Source organism: Shewanella donghaensis (assembly GCF_007567505.1).
GTDB lineage: Bacteria > Pseudomonadota > Gammaproteobacteria > Enterobacterales > Shewanellaceae > Shewanella > Shewanella donghaensis.
This window is the reverse complement of sequence record NZ_CP041783.1, coordinates 4110979-4136755: the sequence shown is the minus strand read 5'-3', so window position 1 is coordinate 4136755 and position 25777 is coordinate 4110979. Positions and strand designations below refer to the sequence as shown.

Below are 25777 nucleotides of genomic sequence, written 5' to 3'. Positions count from 1 at the left end.
ATGAGTAGGATCGCAATTAAACCTAATACACTTGTTAAATTTAAAGTTGTTATTGTTTTAAAGAAAGCTATACGGTATAAACATTTGTAATATTAATAACTTGTAAATATGGATTATGACAAGTCGCGCCCTTTGTTCTGCTGCTTTTTACACCACCTTTTTTTGTTCACTCTTATTTTTGTCAGCATGTAAATCCACTCCTGAACCGGTGAAATCAACTTATATTATTCCTGCTGCACTCACGCACTTACCTGCTGATAGTGCCAATCAAGGTTTAGATATTATTGATATTCAACTTGCCCTTGGAGATCGTAACTTATATCTCACTAAGAATGGCAATATCAAATTATTAGACACTTCCCAATGTCAGTTAGATATTTCAGCTCACCGTGGTGATTTTCGTCAGCCAGAAAGCAGCTATAACGCTATCGCCTCTGCATTAAATGACAACTTCAACAGTGTTGAAATTGATGTGATGTTGCTTAAGGACGGCACTTGGGTCAATCATCATGATAGCCAAACTGGCCGTGCGACAGTTCATTACACGGGCGAACGCTATAAAGTTGAACGCATGAATCGCAAAGAGTTTGCACAATTAAAGCTTCGCGATAAAGACACCAATGCCTTACTTGATGAACGCCCTATTAGCGCAGCTGAAGCTTTTAAAGTCTTTGCGGCGTACCGGATGCCTAATCAAAAACTCAATGTCGAAGTTAAATCTGAGGCTAATGGCCAAGAATTAGTTGAACTCGATAATATGCTAAGAAAATATATTGGTGGTGACGGCTTTTATTATTCAGCCGCAGACCAAGATATCTTATATAAACTTCGTGGCATTAACCCTTACGTTTACCTTGGCTTTATTCAAGGTGGACACCCTACCAGTGTCGAAAAGTTGAGTGCTGACTTGCGAAGAGGTGTTAAAAATGATGCTTATTACCTCGATAATCAAAACAATATTGAATTAGCAGGCCGCTACGGTACTAAGCGTTATCGTTCTCGATATAAGGATTACACCAGCAGTTCGTCATTAAGAAAACTGCACAGTAAATTGGGGAGTAATTCCGGGATCCATCTTGATATCCGCAGCTACACACAACACTCAAGTGTGCAAAGCCGTGCTAAGAGTTTAGGGATGAAGGTATACACCTACTCGCTTAATGGCACCGATTACCATCAATCACAATTACTTAAACTCGGAACCAATAAATTACCTGATGGGGTCATTGTTGATGCTACGCCATACAAAATATGCCAACGCTTATTCACCGCAGCTGTTCCCGCTAAGCGCTATCAACCGCTGAGTAATGTAGGCCGTTACATTGCCTCATTGCCACAAGATGCCGACTTTGACCGCTTTGATGAAATGCTCGGTTACCAGCAAGAAGGCTATTATTTGTCGCTCGCTTCAGGCCTTAAATCTATCTATAGCAATAAGACCAAACAAGTGACCAATAACACACCAACACCCTTGCTAGAGCATGGTTTCCCTACGATTACTGATGAAAAAATTGATACCAATACAGGCGACACCATCATTTTGACGCTGCCCAATGGCAACACTAAATAACAATACTAATAATAAAAGCCCTTGAAACATTATGACTGAAAATAAACAGAGCCCATTTGCAACCAACTTGCTGAATAAGACCCCGACGCAGCAAAAGATGCAATCTGCCGAAAAAGAACTAAAAAAAGTCCAGAAAAAGCAAAAGACTATCGCTGATAAAACTGAAAAAGCCCAAACTGTTGAAGCGCAAATAACCAAAATGGGTAAGCCTTTTTGGTGGATGCTATTGATGTTTATTTGCTCGGTGGTTTATCTATTTCCAGAAGCGGTATTCAACGCTGCGTTAACTGATGTTGCCGGTGGACGAAACTCAAGCGAAGCCGATTTACGTGCTGTTGAGTTATTTGGCCGAACAATCAGTGGCATTGGTGTCACTTTACTACTGGCTGATTTACTCCTTAAAGGCAAACGCGTCGCGAAGGTCGGCCGCGCATTAGGTTATTTTACTTTGATTGCCCTTATTGTCTGGCCAACGGTATTTTTCGGTCAGAAATGGATGGTCGATCATTTTATTATCGATGCTTCTACACCTGAAGAACGTCAGCAAGCTTACTTATCGCAAGTATTACGTAGTGCCTTGATCGAGAACTCGATTCAATTTGAAGGTATTGATTACGACCCCAATAGAGAACATAACGCTACGGAAAAAACCTTTTTATCTGTATTTGGTGGGCTAGTGTATGCCGACGATAAACTGGTGGCAGATTTAAAACAGAAAAAACGCATGATCATGGAAAAGTTTGTACGCGACCGTGCGATGGCTAACTTTGATGAACATTACGGTAATTACGATGATTTTCGTCAAACCTTACGCGGTAAATACACTGAATATGCCGAAGGTTCTAACAAGTACAACAAAGCGCTTGCCAGCTCACCAAAACGTGCGGATGAGTATTGGCTAGAGACACAAAATCAAGTGAAACAAGGCTGGGAACAGTATCAAAAAGGCGTTAACGCTTATGAGGCGCGAGTAGAATCTCGAGCACAAAAGATTGCTCCTAAAATGCATGATTTTTTTGAGCGCCGGAATAAATGTGCTGATAAGAAAAAAGGCAGTAGCAAAGATCGCTGCTTTGAGCGTCTACAAAACGGTTATGACAAAGAAATTGCCAAATATAGCATCCCTTATATTCCACCTGATGACTGGTTAATCCGAGAAGAAATTTCGACGTCAGAAAACGTCGGCAACTCGATTTTAACCGGCATCATGACCTTTGGTTTGTTTACAGCCATGCAAGCGGCTGATGCTGTCACCGGTGGCGATGCTGGCTTCAAAGATCATCGCATGGTGTACACCAATGATGTGAACCATTATAAAAACGTCTTAATGGTGAAAATGGAACCTGATTTTATCAAGGAATCAGGTGGATACCCTCTGGGCATTCAATCCATTCATGCTTTTAGAGTCCACGAACTCACCAGCATAAAAGTGAATAAAAAGCTTAAACAAAAAGGCCTAAATTTACATGCCTCTTGGTCATTAACAGACCGTAATAGCTTTGATAATGCCGTGGATAAAAAGGTTCGCCAACAAGCGAATGCAGAGTGGCGTTCTGCAATGAAAAAACAAGGGAATGATATGCCGCCAAACCTTAGCTGGCAGCAATTCCAAAAAGAAGCTGATGTCCAAAAGCGTATTCAACGCCAAATGAAGGAACTGTATGTTAGCCCGACTTTAGCAGATTGGAATAACCGTGAATTTAAACAAAACATCATTGAACCCAATATCGCCCGAAAAACGACTGAATACCTGAATGTACTTGAGGCTCAAAAAGCTGAGTTTGCAGATGGCGGCGCTTTTGAATCGACGGCTAAATCTGCGTTACGAGCCACCATTATCCCGCCCATTTCAATGTCTATCAGCTTAGCGTTAGTGCTACTGACAGTATTAAAGCTACCAATGAAAGCAGTTGAATTGGTGCAAGTAAAACGCGCTGTTTCCCGCAATTCAGATCAAGACTCAAATGAGAAAAGCCATAAAGCAAAGGCCTTTATAAAGCCCGCCGTTTCGGCAACCTTGTTAATAGCCATTTTCGCAGTGCCATTAACCATGGGCAGTAACCAATACACTATGAAAGGCTCGGCATTACATTACTTTTTTGAGCAAATGGAAAAGAATGATTCAGCCACTATTTCATTTGCCCTTAAGTGGTTACTGGTCACCCAACCTATTGTGCAGCCTATTGGTTCATCCATTGATAAAAGCTTATTTATTACTGATGGGTTTGATGCCATCAGTGAGCCGATTAACCGTTTCGATTTAGCGATGATGCCAGAACATGACTCGACATCAACTGGCAGTAAAAAGAAGCCATCAGCAGCGGTACTACTTCCTTTAACCATTAGCACTAATGTCGCAAACGCTAATGTCGCTGTAATGAATATTAAGCCTAAGTATCAAGCAGGCATGATGTTACCTGCGGGAGGATACGACATTAAAGTAACAGCCCCAGGGCGCACAGCCATAAGAAAATGGGTGTATTTAAAAGATAATGAAACTGACTTCAACATCAATTTGTAAACGTCTGTATTTATTAGAATAGAGTATTAAGCAGCTAGCAGCCACGCATTGATTTATAGGAAGTATTTCGTGAGTAAATTACAACAATTTCAAGATTTTATTCGAAAAAATGGTAAAGAACTCACTGGTGTAGATGTACCAGTGACGTTAACCAATGAAGAAGCTAAACTGCCACAGCTTAAATTTACCTTCGGCTGGACGGTTGAAGTTGGTGTCACTAAACATGAACATGGTGGCCACTGTCCTTCTGGAATAAACGCTGGCTCTGCATCAAATGCCAGTAGTTATGCGAATGATAAAGCGAAAGAATATGTAAGTGGTCAAAACTCACTGTTTAATGACCGCTTCTTAAAAATTCTTGGCCCTGATATTTCTGAAAACTTCCTTATCAAAAATCGTGGTTTACAATCTGCACCCGAAACCTATGTTGGTAGCAAGGTTTGTTATAGCTGTAACGGCTCAGGTACCAATTCTTGTTATAGCTGTCATGGTTCAGGCAGTGATACTTGTTATAGCTGTAGTGGTAGTGGCCGTACCCAAGTTACTCGTCATGAAAACAACCGTACTGTCTATACAACAGAGTCATGTTCAGCATGTTGGGGAAGTGGTAAGAAAACCTGCTCTTCATGTGGTGGTTCAGGGACAGTAACTTGTAGCACTTGTAGCGGTGGTGGTTATCTTTACTTCAGTTATAGCATTGATGGGGAAGCCAAACGCAGTACCCAATGGGCTTATACTAGTAGCGATTATCATGAATGGACTTCTGACTTTGTTAAGAAAACAGGTTTAAAAGTGGTTCATAGTCTTACAGAATTAACTGAAGTTGATGTAGATGAGGCATTAGGGGGTTGCACCTTTATTTACGCTTTTACCGCTAAACTGCCAACACTACAATTTACTGCGAATATTGACAAAATTGATACGCAACTATGTTTTGCTGGTCGTAATAATATTACTCATAATGCTGGCGGCGTATACGACCCTGCTGTTTGGAGTATTGCTAAAGAGCTTGCTGGCGGAAATAAGTTTGATGACAAAACAGCACTCGCCACACCCGCTATCAAAGATATTATTGAAGCAAATGAAACTAATACCGCTATCGCATTATTAGATGAAAACTGGGTTTCTAGCGATATTAAAGATGCGGTGGTGTCGAATTATCAAACCTTAGTAACACAGCTTAAGAAGCAAAGCGTAAAAGGCATTGGCCCTAAAATGATTGGCGGCTTATTCAAATATGCTTTTCTATTCCTCACCTTAGGGATGTTGGTGTCATTGTTATTTCCAACCTTTGCCGAAGACACCAGTTATCGTATGAATATACTAAATTTACCGGAATGGTTCATGGCATTACTGACGATGAAATTTGGTTTGTTTGGACTACCAGCCTATGCCAATTATGGTTTTGTATTTGGCTTACTATGGTTAAGCCTTAAAGCGGTTGATAAGTGGTATTGGAAGAAAATTGGCCGTGCAAAAACTTGGATGCTGGCCCTTACCATTACTGTGTTTTTGCCTCATATCGGTTTTACGATTTTTTATAACGGCATGGAGCTTGTGACGAACCATACGCCAAAGTTAGCAAATGCCTTGGTTGGTGGTGCCTTATTCGTCGGTGCTTACTTGTTGGTGCTAGGCGCTAAATGGCCCAATAAATGGTATACAAAAATATTAGGAATTATTGTGGGAGCCGTACTTTATTGTGGATTACAGTATGGCTTATTTCTAATAAATCCTTCTTTTGGGCTTATTGAAGTACAAGAAAGCTACCCTCAATCAGTGAGTTCCTTGCTTGCTGTAGGCGCTCGATTCATGGAACACAATATTATTGAATGGGTACTGCTAACGATCTGTTTCGCGTACTTCCTGACCCGTCGTCAATTTTGGTTAAAAGCTAAAACGGCAGTGGCTGACTATGACAGTCCTGTGTTGCTTAAATCGATGAATATGGAAAAGTAGCCTGCCTTTGCGCAATTGTTATGATACTAAAAATGCAGTTTATGCTTGCCATAAGCTGCATTTTTTATGCATAACATCGATTAATGATTAGCTATATAAGTATTTGCTAGTTAGCCGTTGATTATCTTCTTTGAAATTTTCAAATATCACGCTAACCTGCAAACTGTTTATTTATTTGTTCATGATGCCTTTTTATCTTTTATTTATAAGTGATGGAGTACTTCCTATCTATGAGCATGACGCGTTTTATGACTGGTTCTAATGAACTACAAGCAACTCAAGCAACTGGCCAAACCTTAATTACCTACTTTTCTTCTAGCAGCCAGGCTTCTGAGTCAGACGCTGTGTTATCTAATCAAGAGATAGCTCGAAAAATCTACTCAGGTAAAAATACCGATATCACGGATTCATTTACTGACCCGACATTACCAGAACCTATTTTCGACAGTAATGATATGAGTCGTGACAGTATTCGTCGTCATATCAGACAGCAGCGCAATGGCATTTCTGAAGCAGATCAAAACCAGCTAGCCTTAATTGCTAGCCGTCATTTATTAGCTGAAATTCAACGTATTTCGGCTAAGCGAGTGGCTTTATATTTGGGTTTTGATGGTGAACTGGCCACCAGCAAGCTCATTAATGCATTATGGAAATTGGATATTGAAGTGTACTTACCTCGCTTACATCCTTTTGCCGTAGGTCACTTGATGTTTACTCGCTACACCTCAGATACAGTGTTAATTAACAACTGCTATAACATCGCTGAACCTAAGTTGGATATTCGCCACACAGTGACAATTAATCAGCTTGATATGATTGTCACGCCATTGGTAGCCTTTGACGATAAAGGTAATCGCATGGGTATGGGCGCCGGCTTTTACGATCGTACTTTGGCGCAAGTAAAAGACAATAAGCCTTTAGCCGTTGGCTATGCCCATGATTGCCAACAAGTGAGTTTTTTACCTGTTGAGTATTGGGATGTGCCCTTACCAGTGATTATCACTCCCACAAGACGTATAGCAATGACGGGGCCTTAACATCCCTAGATTTCATGAATAGATATCATGAATAGATTTATTAACAGACCAAGGGCTTAACTTATCTCACATCCAAGCCCTTACTGTTAAAAGCGCTATGACTCGCCCCTCCAGCGTTAACCACTTTACTGTGACTGAAGTAATCTGTAATCCTCCTCACTTTGAACGCGCAAAGCTGTGCAACTCAACTATGATTATACGGCGGCTGACTTTGAACATGTCACGACGCCAGTCATCACCAGTATTGGTTATAGCGATTTAAGACAGGCTGTTATCACTGTATTTGTGGTTAAATTTAAAGAATACGAGGATAAATTACGCTATGAAAATCTTACACGTCGGCGCATTAACTCTTAGTTTATTATCAGGTAATCTTGTAGCAGCAAGCATATGTGAACAATACAACTCAGCATATGACGTCCATAACACAGATGCCCAAAAACTAGTGGATTATAAAATCACTAAAGCAGCAACATTAATCATCATTGATCAATACGGCCAAGCGCGCTTTGATGACATCATCCGCTATTCCGTTGCCACCTGGAATGGATCAGGCCCTTTCAACTTGATGCTCAAAACCACAAGCCATGAATGTAACCTTGATATGAACGCCGACCTTGGAAAATTACTCGCTGATACATTAGTTGCTGATTACGACAGCAGAGTGAAATATTAATAAAAGCGTTGAATGTTGAATTTTAAATAGACGGACAACTGAGTCCGTCAAATTCATTGATTATCCTCTACTAGTCCTTTAATGACCCAAATAGTCCTTTAATGACCCAAAGCCCTAATGGCTGTTTGCATATCTTCCTCTGTTGTCACCCAGTTACTGATAGCAGCGCGAATAATGGGTTCACCATTCCAAACCCCTGGGGTAAAGAATATTTCGCCTGTTTGATTAAGCTTTAACATGCACTCATTGGCACTCATCGCTGTTAAACTTTCCTCAGCTAAATTCGCTTTAGGTTTGAATAACACCACGTTAAGTTCGCAAGGTTTAACCAATTCATATAAATCTGATGCCTCTAGCCATTGAGCTAATTGCTTCGCTTGGGCGACGTTGCGGCTAACTTGCGCTTTGATGCCTTCTTTTCCATATGCCTTTAAAGTTGCCCATACAGGGAAAGCCCTAAAGCGGCGTGAGTTTTCAATGCCCAGAGACATAAAGGCCACTTCGTTAGCATCGCTCATCATATAGGGTGCATCGACTTCACAGCTTGCTTGCAATAACCCTTGATGCTGCGTTAAAAACACCCCGCAATCATAAGGAACATTTAACCACTTATGACAATCAAGAGTGATGCTATCAGCAAACTCTAGCCCCTTAGTTTTGCCCTCAGCCCCATGCATTAATCGCTCGAATATGCCAAACGCGGCATCAACATGCAGCCAAGCATTATATCTTTTGCATAAATTGGAAATCGCGATTAAGTCGTCATAATCCGTTCCTGTTACCGTTGCTGCACTGGCAATAACAATGATGCTCTTTGGGCTGTTTTCAGCTTTCATGATGACAAGTTGTTGTTCAAGTGAATTCACATCCATGGCTTCTGACTCAGCTAGGCAATCAACTTTATGCCAACTGTTTTGGCCAAAACCTGCCATGCCTAAACTTTTCACCATACTGGCGTGAGGCGTAGCACTAAAAATAGCAACATCTAACTGACTCATGCCTTCAAGGGCGACATTGATGCCTTGCTGCATGCCAGTAAATTGCCTTGCAGTAAACGCACCCAGTAAGTTAGCTGAGGTAGCGCCCGTGGTCACTATGCCCTTAAAGCTGTCTGGTAATTCAAATAGCTGACATAACCACGACAGTGCTTGGCGCTCAATCGAGCTGGCTATCGAGTCACCTCCCTTGGCCACATTTTGATTGTAAGTGGTCACTAACCAATCCGCATAGGTGGCAACAGGGTTTGCACCACCAGTGACAAAGCCCCAATACCTGCCACCATTACTGGCTGATAGATTGGGTTGGATAGCCGAATCAATGTAGTTCACTAGCTCACTAAACTCACTGCCATTTTCAGGAAGCGGTTCGGTGGCGATTTCTAAGGTTTTACTGGCAACATTTCGACTTGGAAGGCCGTTATGAAATTCATCAAACTGTCTTTTAAATGCATCAAACAACTGTTGGTTGGTTTGTTGTGTAAACGTCATATTGGCCTCTTGCAAGTTTCTTTTTTTAACCTGCCGTGATTAAACTGGCTAGTATCAAACTTTAGCCTTGAGTATCTAATTAGTGTAATGTTTGCCAAAATAGATAACAGACACAGATTTTAAAAAATTTTAGATAACAGATGACTAGTACAAGTATGAGTGCGAGTGCGAGCAACTAAGAGAAATTGTGTAGTGGCGAGTAACTAAGAGTAGTTAAGAGTAGTTAAGAGTCACTTATTGAGTCTTAAAAAAAGTAGAGAGCTGAATGATTAAATATCGCCATGTTGCCGAACAATTCATATGCCGTATTAATGCAGGTCAACTGGCTGTGGGGCTTAAGTTACCGCCTTTACGAAAGCTGATGACCCAACATGATATCAGTATGACCACTGCACTTAGCTGTTATCGGTATTTAGAGCAACAGGGCTATGCTAGCGCTCAAGACAAGAAAGGCTTTTATGCCAATAAACCTTATCATGCCAGCAATACTCTGACCTTTCCACGCTTTAGCCCTGAGATAAAAACACTCAAATCCGAGCCCAATAAAATCGGTATGACCACCATCGCTAATAGTTTTGCCACCGCAAGTTTAGATAACCAATTGATTGACAGCCAATGCCTTAAACAGAGTCTCACCAGCGCCACCAAACATAGCCTATTCGATTTAGCTTATGAGCCTCCTCAGGGCAATATCAATTTGCGACAACAATTAGCCAAACATTTCACTCTTCAAGGTTTTACCAGTCATGCAGATGAGTTAGTGATTACTAACGGCTGCTTAGATGCGGTAGTGACGGCATTGAATACCTTTTGCAAGGCAGGTGATGTGGTCGCGGTTAGCTCGCCTTGTTACGTGGGGATTTTAGAAATTCTGTCGCTATTAGAGTTAGCCGTCATTGAAATACCGACGACCCATGAAGGTATTAACTTAACTCAGTTAACGGACATCATCGAGAACAACAAGATAAAAGCCTGCATTTTTACAGCGAATCATCAAAACCCTACGGGTCACAATATTAATAACCAGCAAAAACAGCAATTAGCCAGTATCGCCGCGCAATATCAACTGCCAATTATTGAAGATGATATTTTTAGAGAACTTAATCATCGCGGTGAAATCCCACTGCCGATTAAGCATTTTGATGAACAAGGCTGGGTGTTATGGTGCAGCAGCTTTTCAAAAACAGTAGCCCCAGGGCTAAGGCTTGGATGGTGTAAACCTGGGCGATTTATCTCGGAATATATTCAGCAGCGCCAGGTTAAAACCTTGGGCGTAAATCAACCCATTCAACTGGCAATGGCGGAGTATATTGCTAAAGGGCATTACGCGAGACACTTAAAGAAAACCAACAAACTGTTAAGCAATCACTGCATCACTTACCTTACCTATTTGCGCCAGTATTTACCCGCAGATAGTGAAATGATTATGCCCAATGGCGGGCTGGTTTTATGGGTTCGAGTGCCCAAGCTTGATAGCGCTAAATTGATGTTGGCTTTGCATCAATTTAGTATTTATATAAAAAGTGGTCATGAGTTTTCAACCACTGCGCTGTATAACGACTGCTTTAGGCTCAACATCGGCCTTATCCCCAGTGAGAGTAGCCTTAAACAGCTGGATAAAGTCATTGAATTGATTATGCTGCAATCTAGCACTAATACTTAAAACTGTGCTTAAAAATATGCATAAAATAAAAGTCTCGCTAAAGCAGGCAATGACAGCATTTAGATGTAAAAAAGCCTAGTGATAATCCACTAGGCTTTGGTCATTTTCGATATTATCTTTCAAATCATCAACAGGCCTTAAGCCAAATGCTCTAAGCATTAACCGAACATGAGCTAAGCCAAATGCCTGCCACCATCTACAGCAAAGCTGCGACCTGTGACGTATTGACTGGTGGATAGGTAATCAACCAACTCAATAATCTCAATATTACCGGCTTCTTTTGGCAATATCGCTTTAGCTAAGGCTTTTGCTTTGTAAGCATCGTCATCACCTTCATTAAACAAGATCATTGCAGGTGCAATAGAATTGACCTTTACCATAGGGGCCAATTTAGTGGCAAATGATAGCGTTAAATTATGCATCGCCGCTTTGCTGGCTGCATAAGCGATATGCTTTTTACTGCCTTTTTCAGCCACATAATCGGTGATATGGATGATATTAGCACTGCCGATATTGCCACTTGCAGAGGCGATTAATTTGTCTGCCAGAGCCAAGTTAATTTGGTAAGGCGCACTGACATGAATATTCATCATTCTGGTCATGATATCGGCTGAGGTCATTCCTTGCTTGGGCTTATCATTATGCCAATCTGAGGCATTATGAATAATGCAATTGAGCTCAGAATGAGTGTCATTAATTCGCACTAACATGTCGTCAATTTCAGCTGGTATACACAAATCACATTGATAGAGATCTGCCCCTAATTCGGCAAGTTCATCAATGGAGGGGTAATGGGTTCTAAATGTACCGATGACATTCATGCCTTTAGCAAGAAAGTCCTTAGCCAAGGCGTAGCCAATACGCTTACCTACACCAGTAATGAAAATAGTTTGCTTCATTGCAGTTCTCTTATAATGATTTTGACTTGAAGGCGAAGCCATAAATTAAGGCCACTAGCTTCTTATACATGATTCTATTGATAATCTCATGTAAAAGAAGCCAATGGCTAAGGTAATATGCTGTAATTTATGAGGGACTAATTCTTGGCAAAGAATTCCGCTCTTGAGGTTGGGTCTGTTTTAAAGCAGCCACCTAAAGCGGATGTTTTAGTATGAGATTGCGTATCCATAATACCGCGGGATTTAACGCAGTAATGGGTCGCATTGATACTGATAGCGACGTCATCAGTTTCCAGTAACGTTTGCAACGCCACCAGCACTTGTTGCGTTAGTCGCTCTTGTACTTGTGGCCGCTGGGCAAAGAATCTGACTATACGATTTATTTTTGATAATCCGATAATTTTACTACCGGGAACATAGGCCACATTCGCCACGCCATCAATGGTAATAAAGTGATGTTCGCAGGTACTGACCACACTAATATCGCTGACTTTGACCATTTCCTCTACGCCCATTTTGTTTTCAATTTGGGTGACTTTCGGGAAGTGGTTGTAGTCTAATCCTGAAAAGATTTCATTAACATACATTTTGGCTATTCGATTGGGGGTTTCACACAAACTGTCATCGGTTAAATCCAGCCCAAGGGTCGAGATGACTTCAGTCATCAATCCTTGTATGCGCGCCACTTTTTGCTCGCTAGTCATTAAATTTTCAACGACTGGGGTTTCTAGACCTCGCTCAATAAGTACTTGTTGCACTTTACGTGCTTCTTCAGAAATCATGTGTTTTCCTTATGGCAACTCGTGCCAAATTAAAACTCACTTTATTTTCGCTGCTCTAATGATAATGAAACAGAGTCGGCAAAACGTAATGCGTGTGGTTTGTCGATTGTTACGCGTGACATAGTAATAGACGGGTGTTCGCTACAAATAGCCAGTACATCCGCAACCAGTTTTTCTAATAATAAAAAACGACCCTCTTCAACATGCTGAATCACTTTCTTGGTGATTATCTTGTAGTTAAGGGCATCAGCAACATCATCAGTTTGAAATGACTTGTCTGCTGGGTATTGAATCTCGATATTAATAACAACATCTTGCTGCTTTTCACGTTCATCAGGATTGAACCCGATAAAAGTACGTAAACGTAGATTGGTAACTTTAATCATTGCTTGGCTGATTGACATAGAGAGCCTTATTTTGAATACGTTTTTTATGTACATTTTATTGTGTACACAAGCGCTATACGTGGAAACACACTATTAAGATCAAATAAAAAGAGCCAACTTTTAAAAAAGCTGACTCTTATATTTATAGCGATAAATGACTCACATTGCGAACTAAAACTCTTTGTAGTTACGGTACTTAACTTTGAAGATAATCAAATAGAACACAGGAACAATGATTAACGTCAAGATTGTCGCCACACCGAGACCGAACATCACAACCGCCGCTAATGACTCGAAGAACGCATCAGTAAGTAGTGGTAATACCCCGAGGATAGTGGTGATCGCCGCCATACAAACCGGTCTTACACGGCTAACGGTAGAGCTAAATACCGCTTCAAAGATTTCAATGCCGTTATTAATTTCAGTGTTAATTTGATCAAGCAATACGATACCATTTTTAAGTAACATACCTGACAAACTCAACATTCCCAGTAGCGCCATAAAGCTAAAGGGCTTATCAAGAATCAATAAACCTGAGGTAATACCGATAATCGCTAACGGTACACACAGCCATATGACTAACGGTTTACGTACTGAATTAAATAGGAATACCGTAATTAAGAACATAAACAAGAAGCCAAATGGCAAGGTCGAAAATAACGACTCTTGGGCATCATTTGACGATTCAAATTCACCGCCCCATTGAAGCTCATAACCCACAGGCAACTCAAGTGCATCGACCTTAGGCTTAATCTTAGAGAATAGTTCAGCAGGTAAGATATCGTATTCAAAATCAGTATCTGCAAACACGGTTAAGGTACGTTTACGATCACGGCGTTGAATAATCGGATCTTCAAACTTGATATCAAAACCATCAACCACTTGTTGTAATGGCACAAATGCCGCTAATGCCGGACTCCAAATACGGATACTTTCCATTGAGTCGATATCGATACGCTCATCTTCCGGTAAACGACCAACAATAGGCAGTAAAGTTGTCCCTTCGCGGTACACCCCGATTTGGGTTCCGGTGAACGAAAACTTAATTGCTTCATCCACTTCACTTTTAACAATCCCTAAGCGTCTTGCCTGGGTTTCATTAAAACGTGGCGCAATGTATTTAACCCGTTCACGCCAATCATGACGGACGTTAACAGTGGCTGGCGTGGCATTGAATATCTCCACTATTTGCGCAGCTATGGTTCGCAGCACATCAGGATCGGCACCACTAATACGGGCTTCAATTTTGGCATCTGTTGAAGGACCAATTTCTAAACGTTTAAACTTAAGCTGCGTCTGTGGGAATTTAACTTCTACCTTGCTTCTAAAATCGGTCATCACCTCTGTCAGCGTTTCAAATGCTGAAGTACGAATAGATATTTGCGCATAAGACGCATAATTTTTTTCTGGTGAGTAGGTCAATAGAAAACGTGGGAAACCTTTACCAATACTTGAGGCAACATATTCAACATTGTCTAACTCACTAGCAATTGATTCCATTCCTTCGACAACCGTTTGAGTTTCACGGATATCGGTACCTTCAGGCATCCATATATCCACTAAGAAAATCGGCGTCGTTGAAGGTGGAAAAAACGACTGCTTAACATAAGCAAAGCCATAAATAGAAATACAAAATGCAACCAAGACTGACACAACGCTGACCCAGCGATGCTTCATACATAAATCGAGGATCATTTTATAGAACACAAAAAATGCGCCGCCATAAGGGTCTTTAAGTTCACCATCGACTTTTTCACCTTCTGCACCAAAGAACATTTGCGCAAAAAATGGCGTGATAGTAATTGCGGTAATCCAAGATAAAAATAGTGAGAATAGTAATACCCAGAAGAGTGAACCTGCAAACTCACCGGTCGCATCGGGCGATAAACCAATGGGTGCAAAGGCAGTAATCGCAATCACTGTCGCGCCTAATAATGGCCACATAGTTTGCTTAACAATACCTTGTGCGGCTTCTAAGGTTGTTTGGCCCTTTTGCCTACCAATGAGTATCCCTTCGACGATGACAATGGCGTTATCCACCAACATCCCTAAAGCAATAATCAATGCCCCTAACGAGATGCGCTGCAGTTCAATTTCAGCTTGTAACATCAGCATGAAAGTACCGAGACAGGTTAAAAATAGAATTAACCCAATCAATACACCAGACTTAAAGCCCATAAAGACGAGTAGCACGCCAATAACAATGGCAACAGCGGCGATGAGGTTCCATACAAAGCTACCAACGGACACATCAACTTCATTAGGTTGGTTGTACATGGTTTCAATCACCATGCCCGCAGGACGGACGCTTTCAATGCTAGCGAGCTTGGCATCAATCGCCTTACCGACTTCAACAACGTTAACCCCTGTTGAAAATGCTATGCCGATATTAATCGCGTTGTGTTGATTGAATGTCAGAATGTTAGTGGGGATGTTTTGAAAACCACGTGACACGGTAGCAACATCTTTAAGATAAATGAGCTTATTGCCCTGAGTACCAGGAATAATCAGTTCTTCTAATTCACTGACAGACTTAAATCCGCCACTGGTACGAATTTTTAAGTTGTCGGCCGAAACACGGATATTACCAGCATCGGAAACCATGTTTTGCGAGTTAAGTAAGTTTTTAATCAATGACGGATCAATGTTAGAACTGGCCACTTTGTTTAGCGACATTTCAACAAAGACTTGTTCTTGTTGATTACCTGCAAGGGAGACTTTACCCACCCCAGGCACTAATTCTAATTCACGTTTTACGTAATCAACATAATCTAGAATATCCCGATAGCTGTAATCAACACCACTGACCATCAGCATGATGCCGTATACATCACCAAAGTCATCGTTCACCATTGGCGCTTGCACACCGGGTGGCAAACTTGACGACATGTCATTCACTTTACGGCGCAGTTCATCCCAAATTTGTGGCAATTCATCTGGACCATAGTTATTTTTCATGGTCACTGTAATTTGTGACATACCAGAAGTGCTTAGTGAACGGATTTCATCCACATAAGAAAGCTCTTGAATCGCTTTCTCAATGGGATAAGTCACCTCTTCTTCAACTTCTGTTGAAGTCGCGCCTGGATATAGGGTAACGACCACTGCATCTTTAATGGTAAATGGCGGATCCTCTAACTGACCTAAACCGGTAAATGCCATTAGGCCACCGATGAGTAGAATCAAAGTAAACATCCAGCTAATAACGGTATTTTTTACAAAGTAGCCTGCAATATTCATTTAACGATTCCCTTTGCTTCAGCTGATACCATGACGAATGAGTCAACACTATAAATAAAATTCATCAGCCTATACTCCCTCAACAACGTGAACTTGCTGACCTGCAACTAAGCGCCCTGCACCTGTTTTGATAATAACTTGACCATCAACAAGGCCAGCGACAACTTCAATTTTATCGCCAACTATGACCCCTAGAGTCACTTTTTGATATTTAATCGACTGGTCATTTTCGTCATAAAGCCAGACACCGCTATCTTGTAAATCGATATTGCTGCCATCTTGCATCACAACTGATTCAATCGGCACGAGGAACTCACGGCTATAGGTATAAGTTAAGTTACTTAAATTAACTTTAACTTTAGCTGGCATGCCTTCTAGCACTTTATATTTAGGATCTAAATCAACCGCTATAGTAGCGATGTAGGTAGAAGTGGTAGGATCTTTCTCAGTATTCACTTCTAAAAGATAACCATTGAATGTGGTATTAGGAAACGCTTCAAAGCTGACCTCAAGTAACGATTTTTTCTCACGGTCAGTCATTTTTTTGGACACTGCAATGAGCATATCAGGCACTTGCACATCGACTTCAATTCGCTCAATCTTTTGAACACTTAAAACTGAAATGCCCGGTTGTACGTTTTCAAATGACTCGACAAAGACATCACTAACCATACCTGTAAATGGCGCTCTTAATTCTGTGTACTGTAAATTAAGTTCAGCTTGTCTTGCTTCGGCTTTAGCCACTAAATATTGCGCATTCATTTGATCGTAATCAGACTCAGCCATAAGCTGTTTTGCCACTAACTGTTTAGCACGCTCAGCTTGTTTAAAGTTAACTTCCATTCTGGCGTTACGGTCACTTAAGGCGAAGTTAAAATCACGTTTTTCTAACACTGCGAGCAACTGCCCTTTCTTGACCATTTGACCTTTAGAGGCCGGTAATTGGGCTATTCGCCCTTCGACGCGAAATGACAAATTAGTGAGATCCTGTGCTCTCGCCACCCCATTAAACTCTCTTATCACTTTGTCCTCGATATGCGGCAAGGCATATGTGGTCACTTTGGTGATATTTGGGGTAATCTCTGGAGCAGGTTCACATGCGGATAAAGCCGTTGTGGCAATCACCAAAGCAGATATTTTTAACAGGTTATAGTTAAATTGAGTTTTCATATTATAACCCTCTCTCTTTAATCCATTGCACCGCAGCCTGACCGTCTTTAAGCTCAGAGGCCCCAGCAATCACTAGCCAGTCACCGTCATTAATACCCGACATTAATCGCGTCCCTTGTAATGTGACAGGTACTCTAGCCACCGAACGATCATTAGGAGACCAACGGAAGACAAAGGCTTGTTCATTCTCAATAATCACCGCTCCTGCTGGAATGATGGGATGGGAATCTGCAGTTCTCGCTGGCAATTTAACTTTAACTTGCGCAGACATACCCGGTAAGACGTTAAGTTGCTCTGGCATAGGCAAGGTTAAAATGAGGGTGTAACTGCCTGTGGTTGGATCGGCAACGGTCGTTAACTCTTTAAGGCTGGCAGTGTACCAGTGATCTCGACTATCAAATTTCACTTCTACATTCTGCATTTCTTGAAAGCTAGTATCGGCCTTTTGTATTGCGCCGATAAATTGCTCAGGCAACTGGAAGCTAATATCAATGGCAGACTCGGTTCTAATCCCCATGACTTCTTCTTGAGCTTGCACAAACTCGAATGCACGTTTACTGCGTTTTGAAATGATGCCTTCGTACGGTGCCAGTAACTTGGTGTAAGTGACATCCGCCTTTGCTTTGTCTAGTGCCGCTTGGGCAATGGTAAAGTCACTTTTAGCTTGGTCATAATCATTACGAGATACCACCCCTTGATCAACTAAGGACTCATTACGCTCAAATAACACTTTAGCCAACTCAAACTGTGCTTGTGCCACTGCGAGCTGCTGAATATAAATCGCGCCATCTAGGCGAGCCAGAACTTGCCCTTGCTCGACCGTATCGCCTGGTCTAACAAGAATTTCAGCTATCTCACCCGCCACACGAAACGATAATGCCGCTTTTTCTGACGCTCTCACTTCTCCGGGAAGAAACCGTTCTCGAAAGTCATTGCCAATATCAATTTGTTTTACTTTTACAGGACGAGGGACTTCATGATGCGTGACAGCATCATTGTCTGCAGCAGAACTATGAAAGGCGATAAATTGACTAGAATATGTCACGAGGGTGAAAGCGAGAACAGAAGTAAACTTACTGAGTTTCTTCATCTTTTGATCCATCAAAGAGTTACAATTACTATGATAGTAACATTCAAAAACAGATAGTAATAGCTGCTTAATTCCTCATAAAAGAACTAAACTGTGAATTAGCACGTATGTAACTGAGTGGCATTTAACCGTGCTTTTGAACAGTCATTGAGGTGAAGATATGGAACTTAGAATTTTTTACGATAGTGCATGTCCATTGTGTAGCAATGAAATGGAACAACTTAAGTACCATGATCGCCTGCACAAGATTGAGCTTGCTGATTTAAACCAAGAAGGTTTTGCAGAAAAGTACCCACATATTGACCTAGAAAAAGCCAACAAGGTTTTACATGCTGAGACTAACCACGGTGAGATTTTATTAGGTCTAGATGTAACAGCTAAAGCCTGGGCACTGACCGGAAAACACAAATGGGTACAGTTATTAAGATTGCCTTGCATCAAACCACTCGCTGATCTGGCTTATCTTGGCTTTGCTAAGAACCGCTATAAACTATCTTACCTGTTAACGGGTAAGCAGCGCTGTGAAGATGGTAGCTGCAGTATCAAATAGCATTTGTTAATCAATGATGAAAATCGATAAAGGAGCTTATATTGAGCGAGTTGAATTCAATTCAGTCTAACGTTGGTTCTAGTGCACTCATAATTGGTGCATCTTCTGGGATAGCAACCGCTTTGCTCGCCAAAATCACAGATAAAGCTGCTATTGGCGAATCAGATATAACCCAGATAATCACTGTTAGCCAGTCTTCAGAAACTATCGAATACCCTATTGTTGATGTTGGTAATGATAGTGATGTTGGTAGCGGTAATAATCCGATATCGTATCAGCATTTTAAAAGTGACTATTCAGTCAGTTCCATCGCCGATATCTGCCAACAATTAACACCTTACAAAGGCGCTTTCTCACGCATTTTTATTTGTAATGGTCGACTCCACAATATCCAGAATCAGCAACAAACAGAGGCTATAGACAATCCATCGATTAATACATCGATGACATTCGCCCCCGAAAAGCGCTTGGAAGATTTTGACCCTATAGCAATGCAGGCTCTGTTTGAGTCAAATACCATTACCCCTATGCTGTGGTTACAACATCTTGTCAAACTCGCCAATGGTAAACAACCTTGTATTATCAATATACTCAGCGCACGCGTTGGCAGTATTAGTGATAACCGTTTAGGGGGTTGGTATAGCTATCGCGCCTCCAAGGCCGCACTTAATATGCTAATTAAAACCACCGCTATTGAATACGCTCGCCGTGCTAAAAACGTTAAATTAATCGCGTTCCATCCGGGCACCACAGACACCGCATTATCCAAACCTTTTCAGGCTAACGTGCCAAGTGGAAAATTGTTCTCCACTGAGTTCGTGGCGTCGCAATTACTTAATATCAATAAGGCGATTAAAGAAATGGATAACGATAAGCATAGAGATGAACAAGCTGATTTAGACAGTATTAGCTTCGATGGACAAGCCAGTTTTATTGATTGGCAAGGTAAACAGATCAGTTGGTAAAAGCAGCTTGCTATAAACAGTTTTTGGCACTGTGATTTGATGAAAACACCGTTATTCATCATTAAGCACTAAGCACTAAGCGACACAAACAAAAATGCGAAGCCTGAGGCTTCGCATTTTTAATGGTAAAGATTAAATCACTAAGCTCAACTTACTTAACGAACTCAACACCAAGTTTGATATCTGCGTTTAATGTATCAAGCATTGCATCACGTGCATTAGCTTCAAATGCGCTAACGTCACCGTATGCTAATACTTTTTCTACGCCGTTCTTACCTAGTACAACAGGTTGTGCGAAGAATTCTGCATGTTCACTGCCGCCATCTACGTAAGCACATTCAACAACGTTAGCTTCGCCTTGCAAGCCGCGAACTAAAGATAGACCAAAGCGACATGCCGCTTGACCCATAGAAAGAGTCGCGCTACCGCCACCGGCTTTAGCTTCAACAACTTCAGTACCTGCATTCTGGATACGTGTAGTCAGTGCTGCAACTTCTTCATCAGTAAAGCTTACGCCTTCAACTTGAGAAAGAAGTGGAAGAATAGTCACGCCACTGTGGCCACCGATAACGTTGATGTTTACATCAGCAACGTTTAGACCTTTAAGATCAGCGATGAAAGTTTCAGAGCGGATAACATCCAGTGTAGTCACACCGAATAAACGGTTTTTGTCGTAAACACCTGCTTTTTTAAGTACTTCAGCAGCAATAGCCACTGTAGTATTAACCGGGTTAGTGATCACACCAATTAATGCTTTAGGACAAGTCGCCGCTACTTTTTCAATAAGGTTACGTACGATACCAGCATTGATATTGAATAAATCTGAACGATCCATACCAGGCTTACGAGCAACACCAGCAGAGATAAGAACAACATCAGCACCAACAAGTGCATCAGTAGGATCTTGACCAGCAAAACCAGTCACTTCAACATCTGTAGGGATGTGGCTTAAATCGACAGCGACACCTGGTGTAACAGGAGCAATGTCATACAGAGACAACTTTGAGCCTGCAGGAAGTTGAGTTTTTAATAGTAAAGCTAGGGCCTGGCCAATACCGCCAGCAGCACCAAGTACAGCTACTTTCATAATTATCTCCAATAACGTTCTAGTGTTTAACTTCTCAATTTATGATTCGCAGTCTGTGACATAGATCATATTTCTTGTGGCGTCACATTACTGCATCACGAGCATAATTTCAATTATCCCTTAGTAGATCCTTATTCTATGATATGTATAAAAATAGTGACTATTTAGGTACCTAAAGCTCAGAGTGAATTTTTATTCACGAATTTAGCTTATTTCTTGACTTAGTTCGTTTAACTATTCAAAATGAGCATGTTTTTTGAATATAATCTATTCTTTTTGAAAATTACTATAAGACGAAAAAAATATGCCAGCGACGAAGAATCAGGATGAACTTGTAAAGACGTTTAAGTCGATTTTAAAGGAAGAACGCTTTGGTAGCCAAAGTGAAATAGTGAACGCGCTGCAAGGTGAAGGTTTTGGCAATATTAACCAGTCAAAAGTCTCTCGTATGCTTAGCAAGTTTGGTGCTGTTCGAACCCGTAATGCTAAGCAAGAGATGGTTTATTGCTTGCCTGCTGAATTAGGTGTGCCAACTGCCGGAAGTCCAGTTAAAAACCTGGTACTCGATGTTGATCATAACCAAGCGATGATAGTGGTAAGAACCAGCCCTGGTGCTGCACAGCTTATTGCGAGATTACTCGACTCAATAGGCAAGCCTGAAGGTATCCTGGGTACGATTGCCGGTGATGACACTATCTTTATTTGCCCATCTAGTATCAAAACTATTGACGATACGTTAGAAACGGTTAAGTCATTATTCGGTTTTACTGATTAGCAGTTGCAGATAACAACCCGATAATTATTATTATTTCAGTTTGAAGCTAAATTTACTTTCAAACTGAAAACAAAAAAGCAATGCCGAGGCATTGCTTTTTTTTATGGCTTATTCTTATTAAAAATTAACTTTATATAACGTCATTTTTAATAAAAATTGCTTTAAATTAATCGCGTGCGTAGTTTGCTAAAAAATCCAGCGAAGGCGCAAAGAATGATGAACCAGCAACAGCTTTAGTAAACTGCATTAGGTGATCATGATTACCATGACCATCCCCATGTACCATACTTCGAAGCATTTCTTCAAAATTGGTTGGAGTACGGCAAGTAGAAATAAAGATTAGCCCTTGTTCTTTAAGCGAACCAAACGGCATACTTTGTCTCAAGATTTCCATCGAGTTACCTTGATCATCTTTAAGGTTTACACGCTTAATATGACTGGTTAATGGCTTATCTTCAGAAGCATATTCAATATCATCTTGCTTGGTACGCCCGATGATATCTTCTTGTTTCTTCTGCGGTAAACGATTCCATTTACTCAGGTTATGGGCAAATTTTTGCACATGGATATAACTGCCACCTTTGAAGCTAACATCTTCTTCACCCACTAAAGCCACTTCTTGACGATTACGGCCTTTCGGGTTTTCAGTGCCATCAACAAAACCAGTAAGATCACGGCTATCCATAAAGCGGAAACCACGTTCTTCTTCAATTAGCTCAACTAAGCCTTCAAACATTTGGTTAATTTCGTTGGCCACCAAATGCAGGATATCGTAGCGGTCACAACGGATATGGATAAAAAGATCATACTCAATCGCTGGCGCGTCACGGTTACCTTCTTGCATTGCAGGAAAAGGACGTAAATTATTTGGTCGCTGGTCGCTAAAAAGGGTATCCCAATAATTGGCGCCTATTGCAACGAAGCCGTTGAAAGCACTATCAGTATATTGATCAGTGAGTTCATAAATATATTGAGCAACATTAGCTAAGCAAGGGCGTAATTGAGCTTCGATACCGTCATTTGCATTAAACATCAAGTAGACACTATGCAAATTACCTTCAGCACAAACACCTAACTGTTCGCGTGGCATATTTTGAGTTTCCATGTTGGAATCAATCACCTTTATCAAATATAAGATTATTTGATTGTAAGGTAATTGAGCAATTAATTCCTTGTGCTCAAGACCAATTATTTACCAATTTTGATATTGGTCACTAAAAAATGACTAATGGATGTGGTGCAATTGATAAATTTACTTTTTGACCTAATGTCAGTTCGGTTAATTGACTTCGTACTTCGAGCGTTTGTTGTCCTACCTTAACCCAATAATGACAAATTGTACCGAGGAAACGACGCTCAACAATTTCACCATGACCTTGAGAAGCAGGTTGAAGATCAATTTGTTGCGGTCGAAGCAGCAATTGCCCTTGATAATTTGATGCTTGGCTAACGGGTTTAGTGCTTTCAATCAGCCCCAGAATTGATGACACCTGCAATTGGCTTTTAACCGTTACAGTTAAGTAATTACCTGCCCCTAAAAACTCAGCGACATAACGCTCTTTAGGTTCGCCATATAATGTTTCAGCCAAACCATGTTGTATGATGGCGCCATCTTTAAACAATGCTAACTTGTCAGCAAATACAAAAGCTTCATCTTTACTGTGGGTAACAAATACCGCACTCACATTACGCTGCTTTAGAATCTGTCTTATTTCTAACATCATTTCATTTCTGACTTGTGCATCAATGTTAGAAAAAGGCTCATCAAGTAGCAGCAATTCAGGCTCATAAGCTAATGAGCGGGCAATAGAGACTCTTTGCTGTTGACCACCCGATAACTCATGGGGGAAACGCGCTTCAAGTCCTTCTAGCTTCACTAACTGCAACATTTCTTGCAGCCGTTCTTTTCGCTGGTTTTTGTCTAAGCCTTTCACACCAAACAATACATTTTCACTAACCGTTAAATGCGGAAATAAAGCATAGTCTTGGAATATCATCCCGATGCCGCGATGCTCACTGGCCACAAACGTATTGTCACCACTTAAGCATTCACCATTAATCGAAATAGTGCCCTGACTGATTGCTTGTAAACCCGCAATTGCACGCAGCAAGGTGGTTTTACCACAACCGCTTGGACCAAGTAGCGCAACGATCTCACCTTGCTCTAAAGTTAAATCTAACCCATGGAGTATGACCTGTCCTTGGTAGTCACTTTTTACATTCTGAATAGTCAATGTGGACATATTAGCTCTCTTGCTCCAATGAACGGTTTAGATAAATTAGCGGTATTAATCCCACCAGCACAATAACAATAGCAGCCAAGGCGCCATGTTCTAATTGCTCATCGGAGACAAACTGAAATACATGGGTTGCCAGATTTTCAAAACCTATCGGCCTTAGCAATAAAGCGGCCGGTAACTCTTTCATACTTTCGATGAAAACTAACAATGCACCAGCAAATATCCCTTTGCGCAATAACGGTAAATGAACTCGCCAAAGCAGCCTTGTCGGCTTTTGCCCCATAGTGATGCTAGCCATATCGAGTGATGGAGAAATGCGTTTATAACTGTTCTCAATGCTGCCTATGGATATCGCGACAAAGCGAACGCAAAAGGCAAAAATTAACGCGATGACACTGCCAGTAAATAGTAGTCCTGGGCCGCGAGCCCCAAAGTAGTCATAGACATCATTAATCGCAAAATCTAAATAGGTTAACGGGACTAGAACACCGATAGCGAGGACAGTGCCAGGAATGGCATAGCCAGTGCTACTTAATCGTGAAGGTAAAACATCCGCTTTACGAGGGCTTACACGTCTAACAAACATGAGAATGAGCGCCAAGATGACACAAATAAAACTCACTACTACGGCAATATATAAACTGTTAAAACTGTATTGCCAAAAGCGGCTATTCCAACTTTCGTCAAAATAGTCAATCGCATAGCCCGTTAATACAATAAAGGGTACTAAAAAGGCCAATAAAATAAGTATGCTGCAATAAGCAAATGACAGCCAAGCTTTTAGCCCTTTGAGTTGATAGCGGTCTGATTCAGTTAATTTAGCCTGCTTTTGATAAAGTTCTTGTTTACGCCTAGCAAATCGCTCGAATCCTACCATGGCAAAGATTACCAATAGCATAATGGCTGATAACTTCGCTGCTGCCGATAAGCTGCCATAACCGAGCCAAGTATCGTATACCGCGGTGGTTAATGTTGGCACAGCAAAATAGCTTACGGTAGCAAAATCAGCTGCGGTTTCCATTGCCACTAATGCCATACCGACAGCGAGTGCGGGTCTTGCCATAGGCAAACCTAAACGCCAGAAACTTTTCCACGGACTACAACCCATTATTCTAGACGCATGCAACAGGCTTGAGGATTGTTCCATAAACGCCGTTCTTGCTAACAAGTAAATATAAGGGAATAGCACCAGAGACAGCATGATTGACGCACCTGTTAAGCTGCGAATATCAGGGAAGTAGTAGTCTTGAGGTGATGTCCAACCGAAGAATTGCCTTAAAAAACCTTGTACAGGGCCGGCATAATCGAGCATATCGGTGTAAACGTAAGCAACGATGTAAGCAGGCATCGCTAATGGTAATAACAGCGCCCATTGGAAATATCGTCTTGCGGGGAAGTTACACCTTGCCACCAACCAAGCAGCAGGGACTGCTATCACCAATGAACCTAGGCACACCTTCAACATCAGCAACAAACTGTTACTAATATAAGTCGGTAAAACGGTATCCATTAAGTGACTAAAAACAGCTTCGTCAGGGAGTGTAGCTTGTACTAAAAGTGCAAAAAGCGGCAATATTAATATTACCGCAATCGCATAACCAGCGAACGACCAGCCTCTGGTTAAGCCTAAGATCATAAATACTTTCCAGTCTATGCCGCGCTATTATTTCACGCGGCGAA

At 41.2% G+C, this 25777-nt stretch carries 20 protein-coding genes; 9 read left to right on the top strand and 11 right to left on the bottom strand.

What is annotated here, in order from left to right; translation table 11 throughout:
• The first annotated feature begins 115 nt into the window (after positions 1–115).
• The 5 genes from FPK91_RS17635 (at position 116) to FPK91_RS17615 (ending at position 7763) form a co-directional block, all read left to right on the top strand.
• A complete protein-coding gene (locus FPK91_RS17635) occupies positions 116–1570 on the top strand; it encodes a glycerophosphodiester phosphodiesterase (RefSeq protein WP_144212892.1) in 1455 nt (484 codons plus the stop codon).
• 31 nt (positions 1571–1601) lie between these two features.
• Positions 1602–4091: a hypothetical protein gene (locus tag FPK91_RS17630; RefSeq protein ID WP_144212890.1), complete on the top strand. Its 2490-nt coding sequence runs from the start codon at positions 1602–1604 to the stop codon at positions 4089–4091.
• 69 nt (positions 4092–4160) lie between these two features.
• Complete coding sequence (locus FPK91_RS17625; protein WP_144212888.1) at positions 4161–6050, top strand: DnaJ-like cysteine-rich domain-containing protein; 1890 nt, start codon at positions 4161–4163, stop codon at positions 6048–6050.
• Between the two features lie 230 nt (positions 6051–6280).
• Complete coding sequence (locus tag FPK91_RS17620; protein WP_227006608.1) at positions 6281–7087, top strand: 5-formyltetrahydrofolate cyclo-ligase; 807 nt, start codon at positions 6281–6283, stop codon at positions 7085–7087.
• Between the two features lie 322 nt (positions 7088–7409).
• Positions 7410–7763, top strand: coding sequence for a hypothetical protein (locus FPK91_RS17615; protein WP_144212886.1), 354 nt, complete (start codon positions 7410–7412; stop codon positions 7761–7763).
• 98 nt (positions 7764–7861) lie between these two features.
• On the opposite strand, the gene FPK91_RS17610 is transcribed toward FPK91_RS17615, so the two are convergent.
• A complete protein-coding gene (locus FPK91_RS17610; RefSeq protein ID WP_144212884.1) occupies positions 7862–9250 on the bottom strand; it encodes a pyridoxal phosphate-dependent decarboxylase family protein in 1389 nt (462 codons plus the stop codon).
• Positions 9251–9515: 265 nt separating this feature from the next.
• Here FPK91_RS17610 and FPK91_RS17605 point away from each other — a divergent pair, with 265 nt between their 5' ends.
• A complete protein-coding gene (locus FPK91_RS17605) occupies positions 9516–10913 on the top strand; it encodes an aminotransferase-like domain-containing protein (RefSeq protein WP_144212882.1) in 1398 nt (465 codons plus the stop codon).
• A gap of 173 nt (positions 10914–11086) precedes the next feature.
• Here the strand turns inward: FPK91_RS17605 and folM are convergent, their stop codons facing one another.
• The 6 genes from folM to FPK91_RS17575 form a co-directional block, all read right to left on the bottom strand.
• Complete coding sequence (gene folM / locus FPK91_RS17600; RefSeq protein WP_144212880.1) at positions 11087–11812, bottom strand: dihydromonapterin reductase; 726 nt, start codon at positions 11810–11812, stop codon at positions 11087–11089.
• 137 nt (positions 11813–11949) lie between these two features.
• Positions 11950–12594 carry a GTP cyclohydrolase I FolE gene (folE, locus tag FPK91_RS17595; protein ID WP_144212878.1) on the bottom strand — a complete coding sequence of 215 codons (645 nt, stop codon included), beginning with the start codon at positions 12592–12594 and terminating at the stop codon, positions 11950–11952.
• A gap of 41 nt (positions 12595–12635) precedes the next feature.
• Positions 12636–12992 (bottom strand): dihydroneopterin triphosphate 2'-epimerase, encoded by a 357-nt coding sequence (gene folX, locus FPK91_RS17590; RefSeq protein WP_144214539.1) that lies wholly within the window; start codon positions 12990–12992, stop codon positions 12636–12638.
• 159 nt (positions 12993–13151) lie between these two features.
• Positions 13152–16220 carry an efflux RND transporter permease subunit gene (locus FPK91_RS17585; protein ID WP_144212876.1) on the bottom strand — a complete coding sequence of 1023 codons (3069 nt, stop codon included), beginning with the start codon at positions 16218–16220 and terminating at the stop codon, positions 13152–13154.
• A 69-nt stretch (positions 16221–16289) separates the two neighbouring features.
• Positions 16290–17390 carry an efflux RND transporter periplasmic adaptor subunit gene (locus tag FPK91_RS17580; protein WP_144212874.1) on the bottom strand — a complete coding sequence of 367 codons (1101 nt, stop codon included), beginning with the start codon at positions 17388–17390 and terminating at the stop codon, positions 16290–16292.
• Between the two features lies 1 nt (position 17391).
• Positions 17392–18480, bottom strand: a complete 1089-nt coding sequence (locus FPK91_RS17575) for an efflux RND transporter periplasmic adaptor subunit (RefSeq protein ID WP_227006607.1) — start codon at positions 18478–18480, stop codon at positions 17392–17394.
• A gap of 160 nt (positions 18481–18640) precedes the next feature.
• On the opposite strand from FPK91_RS17575, the gene FPK91_RS17570 reads away from it, so the two are divergent.
• Together FPK91_RS17570 and FPK91_RS17565 are read left to right on the top strand one after the other, a co-directional pair.
• Complete coding sequence (locus tag FPK91_RS17570; RefSeq protein WP_144212870.1) at positions 18641–19030, top strand: thiol-disulfide oxidoreductase DCC family protein; 390 nt, start codon at positions 18641–18643, stop codon at positions 19028–19030.
• A 41-nt stretch (positions 19031–19071) separates the two neighbouring features.
• On the top strand, positions 19072–19995 hold the full coding sequence (locus FPK91_RS17565) for an SDR family NAD(P)-dependent oxidoreductase (protein ID WP_227006606.1): 924 nt from the start codon (positions 19072–19074) through the stop codon (positions 19993–19995).
• Between the two features lie 151 nt (positions 19996–20146).
• Here FPK91_RS17565 and mdh read toward each other — a convergent pair whose 3' ends face one another.
• Entirely contained in the window at positions 20147–21082 is a 936-nt protein-coding gene (gene mdh / locus FPK91_RS17560) for a malate dehydrogenase (protein WP_144212868.1), read from the bottom strand.
• 304 nt (positions 21083–21386) lie between these two features.
• On the opposite strand from mdh, the gene argR reads away from it, so the two are divergent.
• Entirely contained in the window at positions 21387–21857 is a 471-nt protein-coding gene (argR, locus tag FPK91_RS17550; protein WP_144212866.1) for a transcriptional regulator ArgR, read from the top strand.
• A gap of 166 nt (positions 21858–22023) precedes the next feature.
• On the opposite strand, the gene FPK91_RS17545 is transcribed toward argR, so the two are convergent.
• The 3 genes from FPK91_RS17545 to FPK91_RS17535 all read right to left on the bottom strand — a co-directional run bounded on the left by FPK91_RS17545 (position 22024) and on the right by FPK91_RS17535 (position 25733).
• A complete protein-coding gene (locus FPK91_RS17545; RefSeq protein WP_144212864.1) occupies positions 22024–22962 on the bottom strand; it encodes a Dyp-type peroxidase in 939 nt (312 codons plus the stop codon).
• 109 nt (positions 22963–23071) lie between these two features.
• Positions 23072–24100: an ABC transporter ATP-binding protein gene (locus FPK91_RS17540; protein ID WP_144212862.1), complete on the bottom strand. Its 1029-nt coding sequence runs from the start codon at positions 24098–24100 to the stop codon at positions 23072–23074.
• A gap of 1 nt (position 24101) precedes the next feature.
• The gene (locus FPK91_RS17535) at positions 24102–25733 is read right to left on the bottom strand and encodes an ABC transporter permease (RefSeq protein WP_144212860.1); all 1632 of its coding nucleotides are present in this window, start codon (positions 25731–25733) and stop codon (positions 24102–24104) included.
• Positions 25734–25777: the final 44 nt, after the last annotated feature.

Bases quoted from the DNA above. Each gene is read 5' to 3' on its own strand.
- FPK91_RS17635 (WP_144212892.1), top strand. From the start codon at position 116: ATGACAAGTCGCGCCCTTTGTTCTGCTGCTTTTTACACCACCTTTTTT.
- FPK91_RS17630 (WP_144212890.1), top strand. From the start codon at position 1,602: ATGACTGAAAATAAACAGAGCCCATTTGCAACCAACTTGCTGAATAAG.
- FPK91_RS17620 (WP_227006608.1), top strand. From the start codon at position 6,281: ATGAGCATGACGCGTTTTATGACTGGTTCTAATGAACTACAAGCAACT.
- FPK91_RS17615 (WP_144212886.1), top strand. From the start codon at position 7,410: ATGAAAATCTTACACGTCGGCGCATTAACTCTTAGTTTATTATCAGGT.
- FPK91_RS17610 (WP_144212884.1), bottom strand. From the start codon at position 9,250: ATGACGTTTACACAACAAACCAACCAACAGTTGTTTGATGCATTTAAA.
- FPK91_RS17605 (WP_144212882.1), top strand. From the start codon at position 9,516: ATGATTAAATATCGCCATGTTGCCGAACAATTCATATGCCGTATTAAT.
- folM (WP_144212880.1), bottom strand. From the start codon at position 11,812: ATGAAGCAAACTATTTTCATTACTGGTGTAGGTAAGCGTATTGGCTAC.
- folE (WP_144212878.1), bottom strand. From the start codon at position 12,594: ATGATTTCTGAAGAAGCACGTAAAGTGCAACAAGTACTTATTGAGCGA.
- FPK91_RS17585 (WP_144212876.1), bottom strand. From the start codon at position 16,220: ATGAATATTGCAGGCTACTTTGTAAAAAATACCGTTATTAGCTGGATG.
- FPK91_RS17580 (WP_144212874.1), bottom strand. From the start codon at position 17,390: ATGAAAACTCAATTTAACTATAACCTGTTAAAAATATCTGCTTTGGTG.
- FPK91_RS17575 (WP_227006607.1), bottom strand. From the start codon at position 18,480: ATGAAGAAACTCAGTAAGTTTACTTCTGTTCTCGCTTTCACCCTCGTG.
- FPK91_RS17570 (WP_144212870.1), top strand. From the start codon at position 18,641: ATGGAACTTAGAATTTTTTACGATAGTGCATGTCCATTGTGTAGCAAT.
- mdh (WP_144212868.1), bottom strand. From the start codon at position 21,082: ATGAAAGTAGCTGTACTTGGTGCTGCTGGCGGTATTGGCCAGGCCCTA.
- argR (WP_144212866.1), top strand. From the start codon at position 21,387: ATGCCAGCGACGAAGAATCAGGATGAACTTGTAAAGACGTTTAAGTCG.
- FPK91_RS17545 (WP_144212864.1), bottom strand. From the start codon at position 22,962: ATGGAAACTCAAAATATGCCACGCGAACAGTTAGGTGTTTGTGCTGAA.
- FPK91_RS17540 (WP_144212862.1), bottom strand. From the start codon at position 24,100: ATGTCCACATTGACTATTCAGAATGTAAAAAGTGACTACCAAGGACAG.
- FPK91_RS17535 (WP_144212860.1), bottom strand. From the start codon at position 25,733: ATGATCTTAGGCTTAACCAGAGGCTGGTCGTTCGCTGGTTATGCGATT.